The organism is Clostridium sp. AF02-29 (assembly GCF_934835585.1).
GTDB lineage: Bacteria > Bacillota > Clostridia > Lachnospirales > Lachnospiraceae > Otoolea > Otoolea fessa.
This window is the reverse complement of sequence record NZ_CAKVZK010000010.1, coordinates 37,778-61,012: the sequence shown is the minus strand read 5'-3', so window position 1 is coordinate 61,012 and position 23,235 is coordinate 37,778. Positions and strand designations below refer to the sequence as shown.

General features: G+C 49.2%; 18 protein-coding genes. 2 read left to right on the top strand and 16 right to left on the bottom strand.

Annotated features, from left to right (window positions below; all coding sequences use genetic code 11):
* Nucleotides 1-3 precede the first annotated feature (3 nt).
* The 8 genes from PUQ60_RS04300 to PUQ60_RS04265 all read right to left on the bottom strand — a co-directional run bounded on the left by PUQ60_RS04300 (nt 4) and on the right by PUQ60_RS04265 (nt 9,549).
* The gene (locus PUQ60_RS04300; protein ID WP_022359705.1) at nt 4-762 is read right to left on the bottom strand and encodes an ABC transporter ATP-binding protein; all 759 of its coding nucleotides are present in this window, start codon (nt 760-762) and stop codon (nt 4-6) included.
* A gap of 3 nt (nt 763-765) precedes the next feature.
* On the bottom strand, nt 766-1,830 hold the full coding sequence (locus PUQ60_RS04295) for a branched-chain amino acid ABC transporter permease (RefSeq protein ID WP_022359706.1): 1,065 nt from the start codon (nt 1,828-1,830) through the stop codon (nt 766-768).
* A 112-nt stretch (nt 1,831-1,942) separates the two neighbouring features.
* Nucleotides 1,943-2,824, bottom strand: a complete 882-nt coding sequence (locus PUQ60_RS04290) for a branched-chain amino acid ABC transporter permease (protein ID WP_022359707.1) — start codon at nt 2,822-2,824, stop codon at nt 1,943-1,945.
* A gap of 290 nt (nt 2,825-3,114) precedes the next feature.
* The gene (locus PUQ60_RS04285) at nt 3,115-4,308 is read right to left on the bottom strand and encodes an ABC transporter substrate-binding protein (RefSeq protein WP_273381411.1); all 1,194 of its coding nucleotides are present in this window, start codon (nt 4,306-4,308) and stop codon (nt 3,115-3,117) included.
* Between the two features lie 322 nt (nt 4,309-4,630).
* The gene (locus tag PUQ60_RS04280) at nt 4,631-5,641 is read right to left on the bottom strand and encodes an NAD(P)H-dependent glycerol-3-phosphate dehydrogenase (RefSeq protein WP_022359709.1); all 1,011 of its coding nucleotides are present in this window, start codon (nt 5,639-5,641) and stop codon (nt 4,631-4,633) included.
* A 258-nt stretch (nt 5,642-5,899) separates the two neighbouring features.
* Complete coding sequence (gene plsY / locus PUQ60_RS04275) at nt 5,900-6,532, bottom strand: glycerol-3-phosphate 1-O-acyltransferase PlsY (protein ID WP_118684394.1); 633 nt, start codon at nt 6,530-6,532, stop codon at nt 5,900-5,902.
* The gene (gene der / locus PUQ60_RS04270; protein ID WP_118472304.1) at nt 6,532-7,863 is read right to left on the bottom strand and encodes a ribosome biogenesis GTPase Der; all 1,332 of its coding nucleotides are present in this window, start codon (nt 7,861-7,863) and stop codon (nt 6,532-6,534) included. Before der ends, plsY begins: the two co-directional genes overlap by 1 nt.
* A gap of 231 nt (nt 7,864-8,094) precedes the next feature.
* Complete coding sequence (locus PUQ60_RS04265) at nt 8,095-9,549, bottom strand: DUF512 domain-containing protein (protein ID WP_118467626.1); 1,455 nt, start codon at nt 9,547-9,549, stop codon at nt 8,095-8,097.
* A gap of 402 nt (nt 9,550-9,951) precedes the next feature.
* On the opposite strand from PUQ60_RS04265, the gene PUQ60_RS04260 reads away from it, so the two are divergent.
* Complete coding sequence (locus tag PUQ60_RS04260) at nt 9,952-11,139, top strand: ribose-phosphate pyrophosphokinase (protein ID WP_022359714.1); 1,188 nt, start codon at nt 9,952-9,954, stop codon at nt 11,137-11,139.
* A gap of 135 nt (nt 11,140-11,274) precedes the next feature.
* Here PUQ60_RS04260 and PUQ60_RS04255 read toward each other — a convergent pair whose 3' ends face one another.
* From PUQ60_RS04255 to PUQ60_RS04235, 5 genes are all read right to left on the bottom strand, one after another.
* A complete protein-coding gene (locus PUQ60_RS04255; RefSeq protein WP_273381089.1) occupies nt 11,275-11,853 on the bottom strand; it encodes a rhomboid family intramembrane serine protease in 579 nt (192 codons plus the stop codon).
* Nucleotides 11,854-11,860: 7 nt separating this feature from the next.
* The gene (locus tag PUQ60_RS04250) at nt 11,861-12,616 is read right to left on the bottom strand and encodes a toxic anion resistance protein (protein ID WP_273381087.1); all 756 of its coding nucleotides are present in this window, start codon (nt 12,614-12,616) and stop codon (nt 11,861-11,863) included.
* Between the two features lie 34 nt (nt 12,617-12,650).
* Complete coding sequence (gene recG / locus PUQ60_RS04245; protein ID WP_273381085.1) at nt 12,651-14,708, bottom strand: ATP-dependent DNA helicase RecG; 2,058 nt, start codon at nt 14,706-14,708, stop codon at nt 12,651-12,653.
* A gap of 278 nt (nt 14,709-14,986) precedes the next feature.
* Nucleotides 14,987-16,681 carry a DAK2 domain-containing protein gene (locus PUQ60_RS04240; RefSeq protein WP_270231980.1) on the bottom strand — a complete coding sequence of 565 codons (1,695 nt, stop codon included), beginning with the start codon at nt 16,679-16,681 and terminating at the stop codon, nt 14,987-14,989.
* Between the two features lie 15 nt (nt 16,682-16,696).
* Nucleotides 16,697-17,053, bottom strand: coding sequence for an Asp23/Gls24 family envelope stress response protein (locus PUQ60_RS04235; RefSeq protein WP_022359718.1), 357 nt, complete (start codon nt 17,051-17,053; stop codon nt 16,697-16,699).
* Nucleotides 17,054-17,495: 442 nt separating this feature from the next.
* Between PUQ60_RS04235 and rpmB the strand changes: the two genes are divergently transcribed.
* Nucleotides 17,496-17,681 carry a 50S ribosomal protein L28 gene (gene rpmB, locus PUQ60_RS04230; protein ID WP_003504147.1) on the top strand — a complete coding sequence of 62 codons (186 nt, stop codon included), beginning with the start codon at nt 17,496-17,498 and terminating at the stop codon, nt 17,679-17,681.
* Between the two features lie 136 nt (nt 17,682-17,817).
* On the opposite strand, the gene PUQ60_RS04225 is transcribed toward rpmB, so the two are convergent.
* From PUQ60_RS04225 to PUQ60_RS04215, 3 genes are all read right to left on the bottom strand, one after another.
* Nucleotides 17,818-19,269 carry an AAA family ATPase gene (locus tag PUQ60_RS04225; protein ID WP_273380167.1) on the bottom strand — a complete coding sequence of 484 codons (1,452 nt, stop codon included), beginning with the start codon at nt 19,267-19,269 and terminating at the stop codon, nt 17,818-17,820.
* Between the two features lie 39 nt (nt 19,270-19,308).
* On the bottom strand, nt 19,309-22,488 hold the full coding sequence (locus PUQ60_RS04220) for an ATP-binding protein (protein WP_273380169.1): 3,180 nt from the start codon (nt 22,486-22,488) through the stop codon (nt 19,309-19,311).
* A gap of 113 nt (nt 22,489-22,601) precedes the next feature.
* A complete protein-coding gene (locus PUQ60_RS04215; RefSeq protein WP_118637429.1) occupies nt 22,602-23,162 on the bottom strand; it encodes a DNA-3-methyladenine glycosylase I in 561 nt (186 codons plus the stop codon).
* Nucleotides 23,163-23,235: the final 73 nt, after the last annotated feature.

The window sequence follows — 23,235 nt, the reverse complement described above, 5'->3', positions numbered from 1 at the left end:
CCCCTATTCTCCCAGATATGCTTTGATAACTTCTGGATTGCTGAGTACCTCACTGGTCGGTCCCTCTGCCAGCATATGACCGAAGTTTAAGACCGTCAGGCGCTCGCAGATACCGGAGACCAGCTTCATATCATGCTCAATGAGAAGTACGGTCATATCAAAATGATCGCGCACGAAACGGATCGTCTTCATCAGCTCTGCCGTCTCATTCGGGTTCATGCCGGCTGCCGGCTCGTCAAGAAGCAGAAGCTTCGGCTCGGTCGCCAGCGCTCTGGCGATCTCCAGCTTTCTCTGCTTGCCGTATGGGAGGTTCGATGCCTTATAATCAAACTCTTTGTCGAGGTCAAACACCTTCAAAAGCTCCATCGCGCGCTCATCCATCTCTTTCTCAACCTTGTAATAGGACGGAAGACGCAGAATGCCGCTCAGCGTAGAATATTTATGATGGTTGTGAAGACCAACCTTTACATTGTCAAGCACGCTCAGCTCCTTGAACAGACGGATATTCTGGAAGGTTCTCGCGATGCCTGCCTGATTGATCTGGATTGCCTTGTGACCGGTAATGTCCTTTCCATCCAGCAGAATCCGTCCGCCATCCGGCTTGTACACGCCCGTCAAAAGGTTGAAAATAGTCGTTTTACCAGCGCCGTTCGGTCCGATCAGGCCGTAGAGCTGTCCTTTTTCTATCGTGATGCTGAAATCATCGACCGCTTTCAGACCGCCAAAAGAAATACTTAAATTTTTTACATCCAGCATTGCCATGATTTACGCCTCCCCTTCTGTCTTCTTTTTCCGGAATGATGAAAAGATGCGCCCGCGGACCTCGATCGCCTTCGGACTGGAGGTCAAAAGCATCATTACAATCAGGACGACCGCGTAAATCAGCATACGGTAATTATTGAGGCTTCGAAGCATCTCCGGAAGCAGGGTTAAGATAACCGCCGCGATCATGGAACCACGGATATTTCCGATGCCGCCCAGAACCACAAATACAAGGATCATAATGGACATATTATAACCGAAGCTTTTCGGGGTCGCTGCCAGCGTCGCCAGGTTGTGTGCGTACAGAACGCCTGCCACACCGGCTAAGGAAGCAGAGATGGTAAATGCCATCAGTTTGTATTTCGTGATATTGATACCCACAGACTCTGCCGCAATACGGTTATCGCGGATCGCCATGATCGCACGGCCTGTCCGGGAATTGATGATATTCAATACAATAAACAGGGTCAGAAGTACCAGTATAATGCCGATCGTAAAGGTCGCCGTCTTCGGTGTACCTGTGATACCCTGTGCACCCTTGATGATCACCTGACCGTCCGCTGCCAGCTTTAAGGAAGCTACATCTTTCATGGAAACGTGGATGCCGTTTCCGTCGATGCCGACGTACAGAACATTGATAATATTTTTAACAATCTCACCGAATGCCAGCGTTACAATCGCCAGATAGTCTCCTTTCAGACGCAGAACCGGAATACCGATGAGGATACCAAATACCGCCGCTACCGCCGCACCGACAAAAAGCGCCAGAATGAAGCGTACCTGGTTGCTTGCGATCACATTTTTCATGGCATGATTAAAAAATGCACCTGAAAACGCACCCGCACACATGAATCCGGCATGACCCAGACTCAGCTCGCCGAGGATACCAACCGTGAGGTTTAAGGAAACCGCCAAAATCGTATAGGTACAAAGTGGAACCAGAATACCCTTTAAAAGACTGTTTACATGGCCGCCTGCCATCATAATCTGAATCAGAATGTAACAGCCGATTACAATCGCATATGTGATCGCATTCTGAATCCGAATTTTATTTTTATATGCGTTCATTTTAAACACCTGCACTTTCTCTTGCTTATTGCAGTTCATGCACCATCTTGTTTTCACACGGCACTTTCCGTTTCAAAAGTCCCCGGCATGAACCATCGTATAATTTTCTCTATTATACTTTCTCCGTCATCTTCTTGCCGAGAATACCGGTCGGGCGGACCAGAAGCACGATAATCAGGACAGAGAATACGATCGCGTCAGAAAGCTGGGAGGAAATATACGCCTTGGCAAGGTTTTCAATGATACCAAGCAGGATACCGCCGATAAATGCGCCCGGGATCGAACCGATACCGCCAAATACCGCTGCCACGAATGCCTTGATACCCGGCATGGAACCGGTGTACGGAGACAGGGACGGGTACGCCGAGCAGAGCAGCACGCCTGCTACTGCCGCCAGGGCGGAACCAATCGCAAAGGTTACGGAGATCGTGCGGTTTACATTGATACCCATCAAGGTTGCCGCACCGCGATCCTCAGAAACCGCCAGCATCGCCTGCCCCATTTTCGTCTTGTTGATAAATGTCATCAGGGCAGCCATAATCACGATACAGCTTAAAATCGTCACGATCGTGACACTGGAGATCGAAAGCTTGCCGCCAGCCAGCTTTAATGCCGGTACAGTAATAACTGATGTAAACTGTCTCGCATTGGAACCAAAAATCAGAAGCGCCACGTTCTGGAGCAGATAACTGACACCGATCGCGGTGATCAGAACTGCCAGCGGGGACGCGTCACGCAACGGTCTGTATGCAACTCGCTCGATCGTAACGCCCAGCACTGTACACACAACCACCGAAGCCAGAATACCCACAACCGGAGAACCGCCCATCGTTGTGACAATCGTAAACACTGTGAAACCGCCTACCATGATGATATCGCCGTGTGCGAAGTTCAGCATACGCGCGATGCCATAAACCATGGTGTAGCCCAGTGCAATGATCGCATAGACACTTCCCAGACTGATGCCATTGATTAAATAAGAAAGAAAACTCATATGTATACACCTACCTCTTTGTTTCTACGTTTTCGCATTTCCCTGTACACGCATTTCGCTGCACATGTTTACCTGTGACCGAATTTAGCAGAACAAACATGACCGTCTCGCAGTCCGCAGAAAGCAAACACCCAGTCGTCGTCGCAGGCAAGCATGTGCAGTGAACCGTTTTAAAAAGAAAGCTGTTACTAAATGCCCGGCAGCCATCTGTGCCGCCGGACATCCAGTAACAGTCCCATCAGAGCTACATACATATAGCCGCAACGGTTCTGCAGTTTTTAAATTTTTAATTACTGCATCATCTCATATTTGCCGTCTTTGATCTCTACAGCTTTCGGCGCTTTCTGCGGCTCGCCTTCTGCCGTCCAGTGCATCTCTGTACCGGTCAGACCATCGATCTGGATCTCAGTCATAGCTGTTTTCAGTGCATCGCAGATATCGGAAGCGCTCATATCCGGTGTGATCTCTGCCTTCTCTGCAGCTGCCTTAATTGCATATACGCCGTCGTAAGCATCTGCTGCGAACTGAAGCGGGTCGATGCCGTAAGCATCACGGTAAGCAGTTACGAAGTCCTGGCTGGACTCCTCGTCTACGGAGAACGGAGTCAGAAGCATCAGACCTTCTGCTAAGGACTTATCAAAGCCATCAACGCTCAGGATACCGTCCATACCATCACAGCCGAAGAACTGCGGATGGAAATCTTTATCGTTTGCCTGTTTCAGGATAACAGATGCCTCCTGATAGTAGATCGGCAGGAATACCAGATCAGCGCCGGACTCTTTTGCTTTATCAAGCTGTACGGAGAAATCGGTATTGTTATCAGATGTAAATGCCTCGCTGGCTACTACCTCCAGACCCTGATTCGGTGCCTCTGCTACGAAGGACTCGCGGATACCATCGGAGTACTCGCTGGAGCTGTCGTAGATGATAGCGATCTTGGTTGCCAGTTTGTGCTCGCCGATGTACTGAGCGGATGCACGTCCCTGATCCGGATCAGAATAGCATACGCGGAATGCGTTGTCGCCGGAAATACTCTCAACAGCAGATCCGGACGGAGTCAGCTGGAACAGGTTATCTGCTGCTGTCTCTGCTACAACTGCGATACACGGCTTGGAAGTAACGGTACCAAGAAGCATCTGCATGTTCCAGTCTTTTAAGGTATTGTATGCGTTGATCGCCTTCTCCGGATCATTCTCATCATCCTGGAAGTTGAACGCTACCTGGTAACCATTGATACCGCCAGCCTCGTTGATCTCATTGATTGCCAGCTCAGTACCATTCTTTACAGCCTCGCCGTAAGCGCCAGCCGCACCGGTGATCGGTCCGATACCGCCAATTTTAAATACTTCGCCGTCAGCTCCCTCTGCGCCCTGTGCGTCTTCTGCCGCTGATTCAGAAGTGCTCGCATTTCCAGAGCCACCGCAAGCGGTCATAGACATCGCCATCATGGCTGCCAGTCCAAGACTAACTACTCTTTTTTTCATAATATTCTCCTCCAATTCTATGCTGCAATGGAATACAGCAACTATTTGAATGAGGCAATTATAAATTTTACCCCTCTAATTGTCAATACAAAAACCACTTAAAAAAGAGGGAATTTAGCGGATTTTCGACTTTTTGCGCTAAATTCTCTCTTTTCCAGATCTTGTAGTTATATTAGATATTCTTACGGGTTATAGTAAACACTTTTCACAAGTTTTGTCCGTCTGACACAGACACCTGCATTTTCCAGAAAAACATAGTAGATCTCATTGCTATTTTTCCGAATTTTATCACTCAAATTCAGAAAAACGGCTGCCGCCTGAATTATCCTTCCCACGGAAGATCGCTCGATTCGATCCGCGGATCGCGCATCATCAGATCCGCCAGCGCCTCTTTCGGAGATTTTCCGTCAAACAGCACCTGATTGACCTGGGAAACGATCGGCATATCGCAGCCGTATTTCTGTGCCAGCAGAAGACCGGCTTTCGCAGAATAAACGCCCTCGACAACCATCTGCACTTCCTTCATCGCCTCATCCATCGTGTATCCCTTTCCAATCAGGATACCCGCCCGGCGGTTGCGGCTGTGCATGCTCGCACAGGTTACGATCAAATCACCGATGCCGGATAATCCGTAGAAGGTCTGCTGTTTTCCGCCCATTGCAATACCCAGACGGGCAATCTCCGCAATTCCGCGGGTGATCAGCGCCGCCTTCGTGTTATCGCCGCATCCCAGCCCATCCGCTGTACCGGCTGCCAGCGCAATGACATTTTTAAGAGCCGCACCAATCTCGACGCCCAGCATGTCCGGGCTGGTGTAAATGCGGAACACCGGACTCATGAACACACTCTGCATGAACTCGGCAGTCTTTTTGCGGTGCGCCGCTGCCACACAGGTAGTCGGAAGTCCCCGGCTCACCTCCTCGGCATGGCTCGGTCCGGAAAGGACGGCTACCTCCGCCAACGGAAGTTCCTCCTCGATGACCTGCGACATCGTCATAAGACTCTGCTCCTCGATTCCCTTCGCCACATCCACGACAATCTGACCGTAACGCAGGTATTCCTTCATCTTCGCCGCCGTACTGCGGACATAGACGGACGGAACCGCCATAATCAGCATATCCTTCTCCGCCATCGCGGTGCGCAGATCAGCTGTCATCTGGATCGGATCCGGAAGTACAACCTCCGGCAGATTTTTGTGCCGTCTGGTGCGGCTCATTTCCTGGATCTCTGTATCAAATGCGGACCAGATTGTCACATCCTGCCCATTATTGTTCAGAAGCACCGCCAGGGCTGTGCCCCAGGTTCCGGCTCCGATAATTCCTACTGCTGCCATCCTGATACCTCCCGACCTGCTTTTCTCTCTTCTTCTCTCTACAGGTCAATGTTATTTGGAAATTTTTATACATTCCCACTACTTATGACGTTACTGTTCATGCATACGTGCCCAGTAACGGAATTTGCCGTGGCTTCGCATTTAAATACGGCAAATTCCTGCTGCCACCACGTTTTCTTACGGCACTTTCGGTTCCAAAAGTGCCCACCTGTGAACAATTACCTTATGGCAACTATGTAAAGTGTTGTTAAACTTCTCTCATGATTTCTTCGCGCCCAGTTTGTTTTCTGTGCCGGACAACAGACGCCCAATATTGCTCCGATGGCGCCAGATCGCCATGCACATCAGAATCGCGCCCAGTGCATAGAACTGGATGCGGTTCGGCGTGCTTACCCGGTAGGAACCCATGCTCTCAAAGATCACAAGCTCTGCAAAAAAGGTGATCGACACAAGAATCGAACCAAGCGATACATAGCGGGTCAGGAACACCGTCACGGAGAAAATCACGAAACAGGTCAGCGTAATCCGCAGATCCATCGCTGTCATGATGCCCGCCATGCAGGCAATTCCCTTGCCGCCCTTGAATTTCAGGTAAAACGGGAAATTGTGACCGAGTGTGACTCCCAGACCCGCATACAATGCAAGAAGATCCACGTCCGCATTTTCCTTAAACAGCAGACGGCAGACTGCCATTGCAAACACTGCCTTGAAAAAGTCCCCTAAAAATACGATCGCGCCCGCTTTCTTTCCCATCACACGCAGGACGTTCGTAGAACCGGCATTTCCGCTGCCGTACTGGCGGATATCCATATGATTCGCCTTTCCATACAGATAGCCGGACTGGATCAGACCAAAGATATAGCCAATCACAATACAGATGAGACGTTCCATTATTGATCCTTCCCCTTTCTCTCGCGGATCAGGAATTTTAAGGAAGTTCCCTTGAATCCGAATGCGTCACGGATCTTGTTCTCGAGATACCGTGTATATGAGAAATGCATCAGTTCCTTATCATTGACAAACACAACGAATGTCGGCGGTTTGACCGCTACCTGTGTCATATAGTAGAGCTTTAAACGCTTGCCCTTGTCAGACGGCGGCTGCTGCAGTGCCACTGCCTCTGCCAGGATCTCATTGAGAACGCCGGTTGCAATACGCAGTGTCTGATTTTCGCGCACCATGTCGATCATCTCAAACAGCTTATTCATACGCTGTCCGGTCAGTGCGGATACGAACACGAACTCCGCATACGGAATAAAGGACAGAACGGTCTTAATCTTATTGGTGTACTCATAAATAGTCTTATCGGTCTTATCGATCGCATCCCATTTATTTACTACGATGATAATACCTTTTCCACGCTCATGTGCGATACCGGCAATCTTTGCATCCTGCTCGGTTACTCCCTCTTTCGCGTCGATGACCATCAGAACCACATCAGCTCTCTCAACCGCCGTTACGGTACGGATGATGCTGTAGCGCTCCAGCTCCTCCTTGATCTTGCTCTTGCGGCGCAGACCTGCCGTATCGATAAAGACATACTCGGTACCGTTGCGGACAATCTCTGTATCGACTGCATCGCGGGTCGTACCGGCGATATCCGATACGATGACGCGGTTCTCACCCAGAAGCTTATTTATAATAGAAGATTTACCTACGTTTGGTTTTCCGACAATCGCCACTCTCGGACGGTCATCCTCTTCCTCGTCGCCGCTTCCCTCCGGGAAATGTGCCACAACTTCATCCAGCAGATCGCCCAGTCCCAGACGGGAGGCTGCCGAGATCGCTACCGGATCACCGATACCGAGGTTGTAGAACTCATAGACATCATTGCCAAATTTCGCCGGATTGTCTACTTTATTGACCGCCAGAACAACCGGTTTTCTCGATTTACGCAGCATATCCGCCACCTTGGAATCCGAATCGGTCATGCCCTGACGCACATCTACGATAAACAGGATCACATCCGCCGTCGCGATCGCGATCTCCGCCTGCTCACGCATCTGGGACAGGATAATATCCTTCGTATCCGGCTCGATACCGCCAGTATCGATCAGGGTAAAAGCATGGTCTAACCAGGTACAGTCCGCGTAAATACGGTCACGCGTTACACCTGGAGTATCTTTTACAATCGAAATCATATCGCCCGCAAGGACGTTGAAAAGGGTGGATTTTCCCACGTTTGGACGTCCAACGACCGCCACCACCGGTTTCTTTTTCATATTTATGCCTCCATTTATTTTCATGCTCCGCAGCTGGTTTGTAAATCCACAGCTGCTATTTTTATTGTCCAGTTACTTGTTTCATTCATTGTGATGCATTTCACATCCAGACGCTTTCTTTCTGTGTGTCCGAAAGCACGTTTTCCTCTATATTTCCAGCCATCACATTTCTTTCTCATCCTCCAGATCTGAGTCTTCCTCTTCAAAACAAACGACTTCGTCCGGGGCATCCTAATCCAGGTCTTCCGGCTCATATGCGTACACCTGTACGCCATCCAGATCTTCTTCCTGCCAGTTATCATCCATCTGAGCGGCAAATTCCTCCGGATCCGGCTCATACTCACCATGCCTGGAGCTTTCCTCCTTCACAGGAGCCAGAATTGCTTCCACAAAATCACGTCCGCTTGATTTTACAATATCCACCGGAACTTGTAAAGCATTTTGTACATCCGTGCGGGTCAGATCATCCAGAAATGTCTCCTCGCCGCTTCGGAACATGGCGCTTGGAAGCAGCAGGCGGCTGCCAAGCGGCTGTTCCTTTAACTGTGCAATCAGATCCTTTGCCGTGATCAGCCCCGCCACCGTGATCCGCTCACCAAAGAAGTCATTGCGGATCGCATATACATGTACCTTTTTCCCCGGGAACTGGCGGCACACGCGCTCTACATACTGCTCAATATACGGGGCAGCCAGCCGTCCCGTTGCAATCGAAATCTCCTCCGGGCACACCTCGCCAGCCTCTCCCGGATGCAGCTGCTCCAGCGCCTCGGCTATCTCCTCCTCCATCAGGCGAATCATGCCGACCCCATTTTCCAGCTGGATATAGCCATCATAGCGATCCGCTTCCGGAAGCGGGCGCCCGGCGCCCATGTAAAACTCATCGCTGGCGTGAATGAAGTGAATACCGTGTTCCGCATAGATCTTCTTCTGCCATTTCTCTATCAAATCAATGGTATCGCCCAACTGCTCCGGTGTAAACGGCTCAAGCGGATACAGACCATCGCGGTACTTCGAGAGACCGACCGGCACGACCGAAACACTCTGCATCGCCGGAATGTATTTCGTCAGATCACGGATCGAACGGTCTAACTCCGCCCCGTCATTGACGCCCCGGCATAAAACGATCTGACCATTCATCGGGATATCCGCCTCATACAGGCGGTCGATTTTCTGGAGTGCCTCACCGGCAAAGCGGTTATGAAGCATCTTGCAGCGCAGCTCCGGATTTGTCGTCTGTACTGAAATATTGATCGGCGCCAGCTTAAACCGGATAATCCGCTCAATATCCTTATCCTTCATATTCGTCAGCGTGATATAGTTGCCCTGCAGGAACGAAAGTCTGGAATCATCGTCCTTAAAATACAGTGTCTCACGCATGCCCGGCGGCATCTGGTCGATGAAACAGAAGATGCACTTATTCCTGCAGGAACGATAATCGCTCATCAGACCATTTTCAAAGGTAATCCCCAGATCCTGATACTCATTTACGATATCCAGTTCCCACTCCTCGCCGTTCTTCTTGCGGACCAGCAGCGTAATCTCCTCACTGTTTATCTTATATTCATAATCAAAAATATCCTCTATCTCATCTCCATCGATCGTCAGAAGGACGTCCCCCGGCTCCAGCTCCATTTCCTCCGCAATCGAGCCCGGATCGACCGATTTTATCAGATGACCTTTTTTCATTTATAAAATCCTCATTTCAAATATTTTTAAACCCTAAGAATCCAGTATTATATTAACAGTAATCAGCTTTTTTGTAAAGTTGTGCTTCTGATTCGCAGATGTGGATTTTATTTCATAGGAAAATGCGTCCTATGAAATAAAAAACGCTCCGCGAGGATGCGCACTCGCGCGAAGCAGAAACATGTCGCAAGCGACCGCGCTCGGCGCGAGAATGTGCTAAGGCACATTCTTTTTCAAAAGCAAGCCAAATATTTGATTTTTTTTGTAATTTTCTCATTTGCTATTGACGTTTCTTATCGTAAAATGGTATAAAATAGTTGTATTATGTCCTGCAAATGGCAGACAAACTTGTACGCTCTGCCCGCATGCATCGAAGGACCTACACTGTTTGGAGGTATAATCATGTCGAATGACTACGTGTTTAATGACACGCTTCCGGTTGCGCCGCTTAAAATTGCCGCACTGGAGAGCTGCCGGGATCTGGCTGAGAAAGTCAACTCCCACATTATCAATTTCCGCCGCAACGATATTGAAGTCCTGAAAAAGCGTCAGGAAAATTTACAGTACCGCGGCTATGATGCTGATTCCTACATGCTTGACTGCGCGTGCCCGCGTTTCGGAAGCGGTGAAGCAAAAGGCATCGTCAATGAGTCTGTCCGTGGTACCGATATTTACGCCATGGTCGATGTAACCAACTACAGCCTGACCTACAAAATGAGCGGATTTACCAATCATATGTCCCCGGACGACCATTATCAGGATTTAAAACGTATCATCGGCGCATCCATTGCTACCGCACATCGTGTCAATGTTATCATGCCGTTCTTATATGAAGGACGCCAGCACAAGCGCAGCGGTCGTGAATCCCTTGACTGCGCGATGATGCTCGAAGAACTGATTCAGATGGGCGTAAGCAACATCATTACTTTCGATGCACATGACCCGCGTGTACAGAACTCCATTCCGTTAAGCGGTTTTGATAATTTCATGCCGACCTACCAGTTTATCAAGGCATTACTGAACCATGACAAAACCTTAAAGATCGACAAGGACAACCTGATGGTTATCAGCCCGGACGAGGGCGCTATGTCCCGCGCCGTATATCTGGCAAACAACCTGGGTGTTGACATGGGTATGTTCTACAAACGCCGCGATTACTCCCGTGTTGTCAATGGACGTAACCCGATCGTTGCCCATGAGTTCTTAGGTTCTTCCGTTGAAGGAAAGACCGTTCTCATCATCGATGACATGATCTCCTCCGGCGAGAGCATGCTGGACACCTGCCGCGCCCTCAAAGAGCGCAAGGCAAAACGCGTCGTTGTATGCGCTACCTTCGGTCTGTTCACCAACGGACTTGAGAAATTCGACGAATTTTTCGCAAAAGGTTACCTCGACTGCGTCGTAACCACCAACTTAAACTACCACACGCCGGAACTTCTTAAACGTGACTGGTATGTAGAAGCTGATATGAGCAAGTTTATCGCTGCAATCATCAACTCCCTGAACCATAACGTATCTCTGGAGAACGCACTGACACCGACTGCGAAGATCCAGAAGCTGATTAAGCGGTATAACGAGGGACAGATGTAATGAGAATTGACGGCTGATAAACGGCTGTAAATTTCAAAAAACTCCTGCATAAACAGATAAATCTTCATTCTGTGTATGCAGGAGTTTTTCTGATTTCATAGGAAATTGCGTCCTATGAAACAAAAAATTATTAATCTACTTAACCCGCGATTTGCAATTCAACCCATACCCGATCATTCCGCCAATCATTCCCCCTATAATATGAGTCATATGGGAAATATTGTCCCGAATCGTAATACCATCCCAGACCTGCTGCCCTATAAACAGAACCGCCACCAGAATGAACGTAACCGGTATTTCACCCTCGCGAAAATTTGTAAACGAAGATAATAGTATAAAGGCAAACACAACTCCACTGGCACCGCACAATGCGGTCGCCGGAAAAAGGATATAATTCGCCAGTCCAGTCACAAACGCTGTCACAAAGATAACCTCCAGAAGAACCCTCGATGAATATTTTTCTTCCAGCATCGGTCCAAGTAATAGCAGATAACTCATATTACCGATTAAATGTGACCAGTCCGCATGTCCAAATATATGTGCAAACATCCGGATCCACGTCATCGGTGACAGGAGGGAAGAATGGTATGTCATAAATAGAAGCATCCCGCTTCTTCCGCCCGTGAGGTAGTTTAATAACGTGGCAGCAAAACTCACAGCCACTATGCTCAGCACAACCGGAGCATTCCATGTAATTCGTAAATGTTTCTTCATAAGCATCCTACCTGGAACCCGCTTTTAATAACGCGTCCTTTAACTCTGTCTCAATCTTGACAAGTTCTTCCTGTGCCTCTACGCGCTTCTGGGAACCTTCTTCATGAATTTTTACAACTTCATTGATCGATGTAATAATGTCCTCATTGATCTTTTTCAGCGTCTCCACATCTACAATGCTGCGCTCAGACGCCAATGCCGCATCGATCGCCCCCTGTTTCAGCGTTTCCACATTTTTTCTAAACAGTTCATTCGTCATTTCATCCAATGCATTCTGCGCATTTAATGCCCTGGTCGTATGCTCAATCCCCAGCGCCAGAACCATCTGGTTTCTCCATGCCGGAATTGTATTCAGAATATCCGAGCGGAGCTTATCCACCACTTCCTGATCCGCATTCTGCAGCAGGCGGATCTGCGGGGCCATCTCTTCAGATGTTGCTGATAATGCAATCTCACATGGGAACTTTGTACTTTCGTATGCTGCCGCCTGCTTTACGAGTGGATGCATCTGTGTTAAGAACGTAACATCTCGCTCATCTTTTGCAGTTGTACTATCAAATGTAACCTTTAATAGCGGAGCACTTGATTTCAAGTATACATTCCATAATTTTAAAGCACTATTGGTATTTACAACCTCAACCGTCTGAAGATTTTCTAAGAGTTGCTGTCTCTTTTCTCCAGACAAACGAAGTGTTTTCACTTCTGATTTTCCTCGAATATATTCCTCTTCTCCAAGTAAATCATCCATAAAAATGTTAACCATATCATAGATGCCTGATTTCCGCGACCCCCAGCTATCACAAATTCACCTTCTCCCATCCTCTCTCTAAATACCCATTCATCTTCCGTTTCAGTTCCTGATTCTCCTCCGCCTCCAACAGCGGATCTTTATCCATTAATTTCTTCACTTCATCCGAAACTGCCTTCAATATATCTGCATCTGCAAATATATCTGCTAAATGGAATTCGAGATCACCGCTCTGGCGGACGCCAAATAGGTCGCCGGGGCCGCGCAGTTTCAGGTCTTCGGAGGCAATGTAAAAGCCGTCGTTTGACTTGTTGAGAATATCCAGCCGCTTTCCGGCGTCTTCTTCGCCGGAGGCGTTGACCATGATACAGTAGGACTGGTCTTTTCCTCGACCGACACGGCCGCGGAGCTGATGGAGCTGCGCCAGACCGAAACGCTCGGCATTTTCGATCATCATAACGGTGGCATTCGGGACATTGATTCCGACCTCGATGACCGTGGTGGATACCAGTACATGAATCTCATTTGCCGCAAATGCTTCCATGATCGCATTTTTTTCTTTTCCCTTCATCTTTCCGTGCAGATATTCCACCCGGATCGACGGGGACAGGGCGCGGCGCAGCTCTTCGGTATAATCGATGACGTTCTCTGCCTCCAGCATCTCGCTCGGCTCGACCATCGGGCAGATGACGTATGCCTGACGGCCGGCGCGGACTTCATTTTCGATGAAACGGTAGGCATTCGGGCGAAATTCACGGTTCACGACACAGTTCTTGATCGGCTGCCGGTTTGCCGGAAGTTCATCGATGATGGAAATATCAAGATCCCCATATAAAATAATCGCCAGCGTCCGCGGGATCGGCGTCGCACTCATGACAAGCACATGCGGCTCGCCGCCTTTTTTGCTCAGCATTTCCCGCTGTGCCACTCCAAAACGGTGCTGTTCATCCGTGATTACCAATGCCAGATTGTCGTACACCACTTTTTCCTGAATCAGCGCGTGGGTTCCAATCACGATATCTGCCTCATGATTTTCAATCGACTCTCTGGCAAGCCGTTTTTCCTTCGCTGTCATCGAACCGGTCAGAAGCACCGGACGATATGTGATTCCCAGCGACGCAAACAATTCGGTCATCGACTCGTAATGCTGGCGCGCCAGTACCTCCGTCGGCACCATCAGCGCCCCCTGATATCCATTTGCCGCCGCCTGCAGCAACGCCAGAATCGCCACAATCGTCTTACCCGAACCAACGTCGCCCTGAATCAATCGGGTCATGATATGCCCGCCGGACAAATCGGCGTACACCTCCCGGATTACCTTTTTCTGTGCCCCGGTCAAAGCATATGGGAGGCGCTCTTCCACCGACGCCATTTCCCCAGAAAACGTAAATGGATATGCGCTCTTTTTATCTTCTTTTTTGTCTTTGAGCAGGCGCACTGACATCAGGAATATGAAAAATTCATCAAACACAAGACGTTTCCGGGAAAACATCAGTTCTTCCCGGTTTGCCGGAAAATGGATGTGCTCCAGCGCATAGTTGATTTCCGCCAATCCGTACTTTTCCCGCAGACCAGCCGGCAGATATTCCCGTTCCATCTGGCGCATCGTGAGGGCTTCCGTGACTGCCTTTGCGATCGTCTTATTGCCAAGTCCCTTCGTCTGTCCGTAAACCGGCTGCATAGACGACACGACTTTCGCATACTGTTCCGGGCGGTAGATCTCCGGCTGCTCCATCGTAAGTCTTCCCCGTTTTTTTACCACACGGCCACGGAAAATAAAGCGTTCCCCCGCCTTGAGCGTCCCGCGCAGATAGGGCATATTGTACCATGCCAGCGCCAGTGTGCCTCCGCTATCCCGCAATCCAGCCGTCGTAACCTGCAGGCGCGCTCCATACCGCACCACATCCGCCGTTTTTGCCAGGATTCCGCTGACTGCCGCGATCGTATCTTCCTTCAGTTCCGCGATCGGCTGCGGTTCCTTAAACTCATCATAAGCACGCGGATAATAATGGAGCAGTTCTTCCACCGTTTCCACGCCTATTTTTTGAAATAGCTTTGCCGTCTTTTCACCGATGCCCTTGACAGCGGTTATATTCTGCTGTTCCATTTATCTCCTCCTGCTTTTCAGAATATTCTCCGGAAAATCAGCCACGCGGACAGTTACCGGACAAAAAATCCGGGAATACATTGGAATGAAAGAGAGGCAGGACGCAGGGATCTCTCCCCTGACCTGCCTCATTTCATACTTATGAATTATTTTGTTTTATACGTCAAATGTTTTATCTGCGCTATCACATAGAAAATTCATTTTCTCGTTATCTGCATTTTCTCAGCCAATAGTGCAGATTCATTTAACGCATTTCAATCACTTTAAACGACCTAAATCTACTCTACCGAAATCATATAATAGTAAATCGGCTGCCCGCCATTCTGGCATTCAAATTCGCAGGATGTAAATTCTTTGCGGGCTTTCTCACAGAATGCCTCTGCGTCCTCTTCCGTGACATCCTCACCATAATAGATCGTCACAAGCTCAGACTCATCATCTACCATCTTACGAAGTGACTCCATCGCGGTCTCCTCGATATTCTTGCCAACTGCCAGCATGCCGCTGTCGCCGATCCCCATGATATCGCCCTCTGCGATCTCCATACCATCGATCGATGTATTGCGGACTGCGTAGGTAATCTGACCGGTCTTAACGTGGCTCATCTCCTCGGTCATCTGTTCCATATTTTCTTCCGCCGTCAGATCCGGAGCAAAATTAATCAGCGCCGTGATACCCTGCGGAACCGTCTTGGACGGAACTACATATACCTTGGTATCTTCTGACAAGCTCTTTGCCTGCTCTGCCGCCAGAATAATATTTTTATTGTTCGGCAGAATGTAAACTGTCTCGGCATGGACTTTTTCGATTGCTTCCAGCATATCCTCCGTACTCGGATTCATCGTTTGTCCGCCCTCGATGATATAGTCAGCGCCGATGCCCTTGAAAATCTCAGAAAGACCTTCTCCGACCGATACGGCGATAAATCCATATTTCTTGCGTGGTTCTTCCTTCTTCTCTTTGGCTTCCTCTTCTGCCTTCTGCTGTGCCGCCAGACGTTCGGAATCTTTGATCAGTTTCTCCTGATGTTCCTCACGCATATTGTCAATCTTGATGCGGGACAGGGAACCGTAGGTCAGTGCTTTCTGAATCGCCAGACCTGGATCGTTTGTATGAACGTGAATCTTGACAATATCATCATCTGCCACAACTACCAGGGAGTCGCCGATCGTGCTCAGATAATCTTTCAGTTCCTGCTCTGTCGTCTCATCCGCCGGTTTTTCTGCATTGATAATAAATTCCGTACAATAACCAAAACGGATATCCGCTGCCTGCGTGCTTCCGGCGCCTGTTGCTGTTTTTGCCGCTCTATTTCCCGATACAGACGGAGTAACTGCCGCGTCGATATCCACGACTTTTCCTTTTAAGCCCTCAATACAGCCCTTGATAACCTGAATCAGACCCTGTCCGCCAGAATCCACTACACCTGCCTCTTTCAGAACCGGAAGCATCTCCGGTGTCTGGCTTAAAACATATTCGCCGTACTCCAATACTTTCTCTGAAAATTCAAGTACGTCCTCGGTCTGCGGTGCCAGTTCTGCCGCTTTATCCGCCATTCCCTTGGCAACCGTCAGAATCGTACCTTCCTTCGGCTTCATAACTGCCTTATAAGCTGTCTCCGTCGCACGGTTAAATGCGTCTGAGAGAACACTCGTCGTAATGACATCTACCGTCTTAATCTCTTTCGTAAATCCGCGGAAGAGCTGTGAAAGGATAACGCCGGAATTGCCTCGTGCGCCACGCAGGGAACCGGAGGAAATCGCTCTCGCCAGCGCCTCCATCGTCGGATTTTCAACGGCTGCCACTTCTCTGGCGGCTGACAGAATCGTCATCGTCATGTTCGTACCGGTATCTCCATCTGGAACAGGAAATACGTTCAGCTCATTGATCCATTCCTTGTTGGCCTCCAGGCCCTTTGCTCCAGCCAGAAATGCATTCTTTAACATCCCGGCATCTATATAATTCATGCCCACAGGGTTTGTTCCTCCTTAATCTATCACTCTTACGCCTTCAACATAAATGCTGATTTTCTCAACCTTCATGCCAGTAAACTCTTCTACTTTATATTTTACACTCTCGATCAGGTTGTCCGCAACGGTAGAGATGCTGACCCCGTATGCCACGATTACGTGGAAATCGATGCTGAGTGCATTGTCCTTGATGGCTACGTTGATGCCGTGTGTCAGGCTTTCTCTTTTAAGCAGTCTTACCAGACCATCTTTCATACTGACAGCCGCCATGCCAACGATACCGAAGCATTCTACTGCTGTCGTTCCGGCGTACATTGCAATTACTTCCGGATCGATCTGGATCGAACCCATTTTATTGTCGATGCGTCCTTTCATATTGACAGCCTCCGTTTCTTTACTTGTTTTTGTTTGATTCGAATTTTATGCCATGATTTTTTACGGGCTGGACATGCGGAGCCGGAACGGCTCCTGTGTCGGCGCGTGGGATGAAATATATGCGTCTCTCTACCCCGTCATGCAGCTCGATTCCGCTTCGCTCCATCTCGCTCACGGGCTTCGCCCTATGGATAAAAATGTCTGAAATACGGCTTATGTGCAAGCACAACACCGTTTTTCAGCCTTTTTTATCCGCATGACTCATGGCTTACGCGTATATTATACACCACCCACGTTAAAAAGGAAATAGAAAATAGACATCTGTCGAAAACTTTTTTTATTTTTTTTGGTTTTTCACTTGCATATTTTCCTATTTTCTGCTATTATACCTTTGTTATGGATTTTAATAGGAAGTCCAATGATCGGTTAAGGAGGTGCTACGATGGCTAAGTGTGCAATCTGCGAGAAAGCTGCTCATTTTGGTAATGCAGTGAGTCATTCACATAGAAGATCTAACAAAATGTGGAAAGCTAACGTTAAGTCTGTTAAGGTTAAAACTAATGGCGGAGCTCAGAAGATGTATGTATGTACTTCTTGCTTAAGATCCGGTTTAGTTGAAAGAGCCTAAATCGAGTTTAACTGGCCTCAGGTGTCTGCCTGAGGCTTTTTTCTTGTCCTTAGCATAATGAACGACAAAAAATGTTGGAAATATGCTTTTTGAGCACATTCCAACATTTTATATAAAACTTTTCCTTCAAAACACCTTAAAACAAGTTCAGCAGCGTTCCATACAGCTTCTCATTTCCCATCACCACCAGCGCCAGTTCTTCTTTTGCCTCGCTGAGCTGATAAAAAAGAGGTCTCACATCGCGCTCTGTCGAGCGCAGATATCCCATTTCATCATAATAATATCGCCCATCCAGCCGATGCACCATGCGATCGACTTCTCGCGTATGGCGAGATTGTATTTCTACGGCAGAATCGGATTGCTTTTCCAGTTTTTCCTGCCAATCGGATTCCTGGCACTCATATCCCTGACGGATGTAATCATTCAGCAAATTAGCTGCTTCTGACTCATCGTTGGCATAAACCACCGCGACATGGGGATAGTGCCGCATTCCGCGTCCGTGCGGCAGGTGCATCATATTTTGTATAAAATAGGAAAGTTCTGCATTCGCACGGATCCGATTCGTCAGGTGGAATGTCTGGATTCCCGGCTGCTCCCCCAAGAGCTTTATTGCACCCAGATCCAATTCTTCCGGCGAAATCATATCCTCACAGTTACTGGAAAAAATAACCGGACGCGTTTTGCCGATCTCCAGCAAAATTTCCAATGTATTGGGCGACAGAAGGTGTGCCTCATCTACTAAGATCGCGCTGTATGCTTCAAACCTGATTTCCGCTCCCGTTTGAACACTATCCTCCGCCAGGTACTCCACCCGCCGCAGCCGCTCGTGCAGCACCTTCCACTCTTTTCCCGCTTCACCGCAGTGGATCATGCACACCCGCTGCCGCCCGGAGAGTTTCATCGCAATATCATATAAAAGCAGCGTTTTTCCCGTCCCCGGAAGCCCGGTAAACCAGAAATATCCCGTCCGGTCTGCCCGGATTTTCTTTAAAATCTGGCGTTCAATATCCCTCTGCTGGTATGTCAGGAAATATTCTTTCTTTAAGAACCGTCCCGGCTCTGTGAGCGGCGAAATCAGGTACAGCTCCGCCTGAAACAGGTCTTCGATATCGCCTGGATAATCAGCACTCTCCTGTTGCAAATCCCGGCAGAGCTGTTCCCAGTCCGCCTCCACAATGCGGTCATGATTCGTCAGACGCACCAGACGGTTCTGGCTGCTAATATAAGTGTACGAACGAATCGGCTTTCCCAGCGCCGCCAGATAATACCGGTTTTGTATGAGCTGCTTGCGGATCGCCTCATCCGACACCTGTCCGCTCTTTAATTCAAGGTTTAAAATTTGTTCTTCCTTGATCTGAAGCAGATCAAACTCTTTCCCCAGTCTCGGAATCTGAAACGAATAGAAAAAACGCAGTGCGTACACCGCCTGCATATGTCTCTCCAACTCCGAAACAAGCGCTTTCATGCTGTCCAGCTCCCATTCCCGTATTTTCAGAAATACATCCCGCCCCGAAAGCTGTCGTTCCAGCTTTTGAAGGTATTCCGTATTCTGATTTCGGGTAATCGTGTAAATAGAGATTGCTTTCATACCTGTACCGCCTGCGTTCCTTTTCGCCCTTTCCAAACTTTATAGATCCCTCTTTTTGCCGCAGCACTCCATGAGCGCCGCCAGCACCTTATCCATCTGCAGTGGTTTTGCCAGATGCACATTCATCCCAGCTGCCAAGCACTGCCTGGCATCCTCTTCAAAGGCATTTGCCGTCATGGCAAGAATCGGAATCTGCCTTGCATCCGCCCGTGGAATCGCCCGGATCGCGCGTGTCGCAGCCAGACCATCCATCACCGGCATCATCACATCCATGAGAATCGCATCGAACGTCCCCGGAGGTGCCGCCTCAAAGCAGTCTACTGCCTTCTTCCCGTTCTTCACAATCGTGACATGGGCACCCGCATCGGTCAGAAGTGTTTCCGCGATGTCTGCATTCAACTCATTGTCCTCCGCCAAAAGCAGCTTCAAACCGTGAATATCTCCTGACGGCGCTGCTTCTTTAACCGGGAACTCCTCCGGCGGCGGTGCAATCTCAAATGGAATTTCCACCACAAACGTCGTTCCAATGCCGACCTCACTCGTCACTTCGATGTTTCCGTGCATCTGTTCAATCAGCCCTTTGACGATCGTCATGCCAAGCCCAGTTCCCTGGTAAACACTACGCGCATCATTTTTCTCCTGTGCAAACGGGTCAAAGATGTGATCCAGAAATTCCTGGCTCATGCCAACTCCCGTGTCCGAGATCGTCCACCTATAGACGCACCAGCCGTCCCGTACATCCTGCGCCTCCACCCTGGTACTGATTTTTCCGCCCGGACGATTATATTTGATGCAGTTTCCATAAATATTCAGGAAAATCTGGCGCAGATGGAGCTGGCTGCCATAAATATACGGATACGGAATCTCCGCTTTTCTTTTATCATACTCCCATTGAATGCCCGCATCTACCGCGCGCTCGATGATGATGCTCACGATATCGCGCGTCATCTCTGCCAATGAAATATAATCATGTGCCAGAATGATCTTTCCCTCTTCCAGCTTGCTCATCTGCAGCACATCATTGATGAGGGACAGCAGATGCCCCGCCGCCACCTGCATTTTCCGGTGATTTTCCATCACCATCTCCTTATCATCAAAATGTGCCTCATCGATTTTTAAAAGCCCGATAATGCCATTGAGCGGTGTCCGGATATCGTGACTCATGCGGCTTAAGAAATCTGTTTTCGCCCGGTTTGCCGTCCGCATTTCATCAAATGCCGCCTGCAGGCGCGCGTGCTCCTGTTCATCCCGCGCGTGCATCTGCGACGTATCCTGCAGAAGAATGATCGCATGAACCACCGGCATCTCACAAGAAAGCTCCGTATCAAACACGATCGTCTGCGTCATCAGAACTGTTTTCTGTACCCAGCAGATCGTTCCATCTTCCTCCTGGATACAGTATTCCACGGAAATATGTTTCTCCCCTGCCTCAAACCGCTTCAACAGCTTAGCCGGATCATCTGCCAGACGATAGCTTCCCAAGGTCTCCTGGGTGACCATCTTCATATATTCACTGCAATAATCACGGTAAGAACACGGCAACGGATAGTCCATAAATAGCTCCCGGCATTCCTCGTCTTTTCCATTCAGGACAACACTCTTCTCCAGAATATCCTTTGTCAAATTAACTGTATATATCATATCCGACAGATCCAGGAGTGCATCCACATAGCTGTCATTTTCCAGAATCGACTGTTTGAGCTGTTCATAATAAAGCGTCAGCTGTTCCTTCGCATCTGCCCGCCCTTCTGAACTTTTCCGGATCGTCTCAAATGCCAGCAGGAAATGATGCAGCTTTCCTTCCTCATCCCAATCTACCGGGATCAGCGTCAGGCGGCTGTAGAGTCCCTGACCGTTCGTGTCATACTGCAATTCGAGTAGATCTCCCTCCGCCTGCAGCTTCCCGGAAAGCTCTGAAACCTGCAGGCTCTGGCGGATGTTGGCGCGGTCAGCACGAGCCACCCGTTCCGCTGCTATCTGCTCCGCCGCACCGGAATAGCTTCCGTCTGACGCCAGAAAGAAATCAGCACTGGCACGGAGTGCCCGGTAGGTATCCATGTGCGCGTCGCAGTAGAGACAATCCGAAAAGTTTCTCCCGTACCGGTTTAAAAGCTTGAGCAGGTGGAAATCCAGCCGTTTTTCCGCTGCCGCTTCCTCGCGCTTTACATGGTTTTTGTTGATATACATATTTTTATCGGCAAAACTGAAAAGCTCCCGCATCGTGCTGCCCGGAAAATCACTGGCAAGTGCATACCCGGCCGCATAGCTGAGCGGCATATCCGGATGTCCCTTTGACTCCTCTGTCATCGCCTCCCGCACATGGGTGAGGCATTCCCGCATGGCCTCCTCATCCAGACCATGCGTAACGGCAATAAATTCATCGCCGCCGTCCCGCCCTACGAACTGTTCCGCAGGCATGGACGCGCGCAGGCAGACGGCGAACCGCCTGATGTAGGCATCCCCCGCCTCATGCCCCATGCTGTTGTTGATTCGGCGGAGATTATTCAGGTCAAAACTGCATACTCCCACATTCTCTGCCGCCGGTTCCGGATCGTCCAGCAATTCTTCGCATTTATTCTTATTGGGAAGTCCGGTCGCCTTGTCCAAATACACCTTTTTCTGCAGCGCGCGGTTCATCGCCGCAAAGCGCACCGCCTTGATAAATTCATATCCAATCAGAAGCATCAGAACAATAATATCAATCGTGATATATTTTTCAATTACCGTCAGCGAGGATGCCTTCCTCTGGGAATACGCCTCCGCCAGTCCCGTCGCCTCATCACAGATTTCAAAGAACCGCTCGCTCTTATCAATGATCTCTGTATTCTCATAGCCGACTTCCCGGACACGCAGGATTTCATAGTGAAGCGCGGCAAAGTACTCCTCCAACTCCTGCATCTTACTCTGAAACGCCCCGTCATCAAGGCGCACCAGCCCCAGTTCGCCATTGCCATTCCGCAGACCATCGACGAAGGCCTCAATATCCTGAATCATACCATCCTCCGGCTGACCGGAAATTTCCAATTTAATGATACGCTGTGTCTTTCCGCGCACCAGTCCCGCATAATTGACCACACGCGCCGTTCCCTGAATACTGGAGACAATTCCCATCATCACGATAATCAGTGCCGCCAGCACAACCGCCAGCACGCCGATGCAGATCTGTATTATGTTTGAAGTCTTTTTCCTCTTACTCTTATTCGCATTCTCGGAATCCATCGCTCCGTCCTCCCGTGAAAAAGAATGTGCCTTGGCACATTCTCGCGCCAAGCGCGGTCGCTTGCGATATGTTTCTGGTACGCCCTTTTTCCTGCACCTGCCATCTTGTTATTTTACATCTTATATCCCAGAAAGCATCCATCCTCATGCGACTCAATCCGCCCGACCGCCTGCAGATACGAATAAATAATCACCGTCCCGGCAAACTTCATCCCACGCTTTTTGAGATCTGCCGACACTGCATCTGAGAGCGGCGAACTGACTTTGCCTGTCTCATGAATCACCGCGTCTCCTGTCCAGTGAGTCAGATACGCGTCAAAACTCCCATATTCATTCTGAATTTCCCGGAATATCCGTGCATTCGTGACAGCGGCATGAATTTTCAGCCGGTTATGTACAATTCCCGGGGCGGTCCGGAGTGCTTCCTCCTTCGCCTCGTCGTAACCGCACACCTTGTCCAGGTCAAATTCATCGAACGCGGCGCGGAACGCCTCCCGCTTATTGAGGATGCACTCCCACGAAAGCCCTGCCTGAAAGCATTCAAGGATCAGCATCTCAAAGAGCTTCGCATCATCCCGAACCAGCTTTCCCCACTCCTCGTCGTGGTAACGGATATACAATTCATTCTTTGGATTCGCCCAGCGGCAGCGGTGTCTTCCATCGTGCCATTCCATACGTTTATCTCTCCCTGTTCGTCATTTGCTCTCACATTTTTTGCTTATTTATCCTTGTTTTTCATTCAAGAAA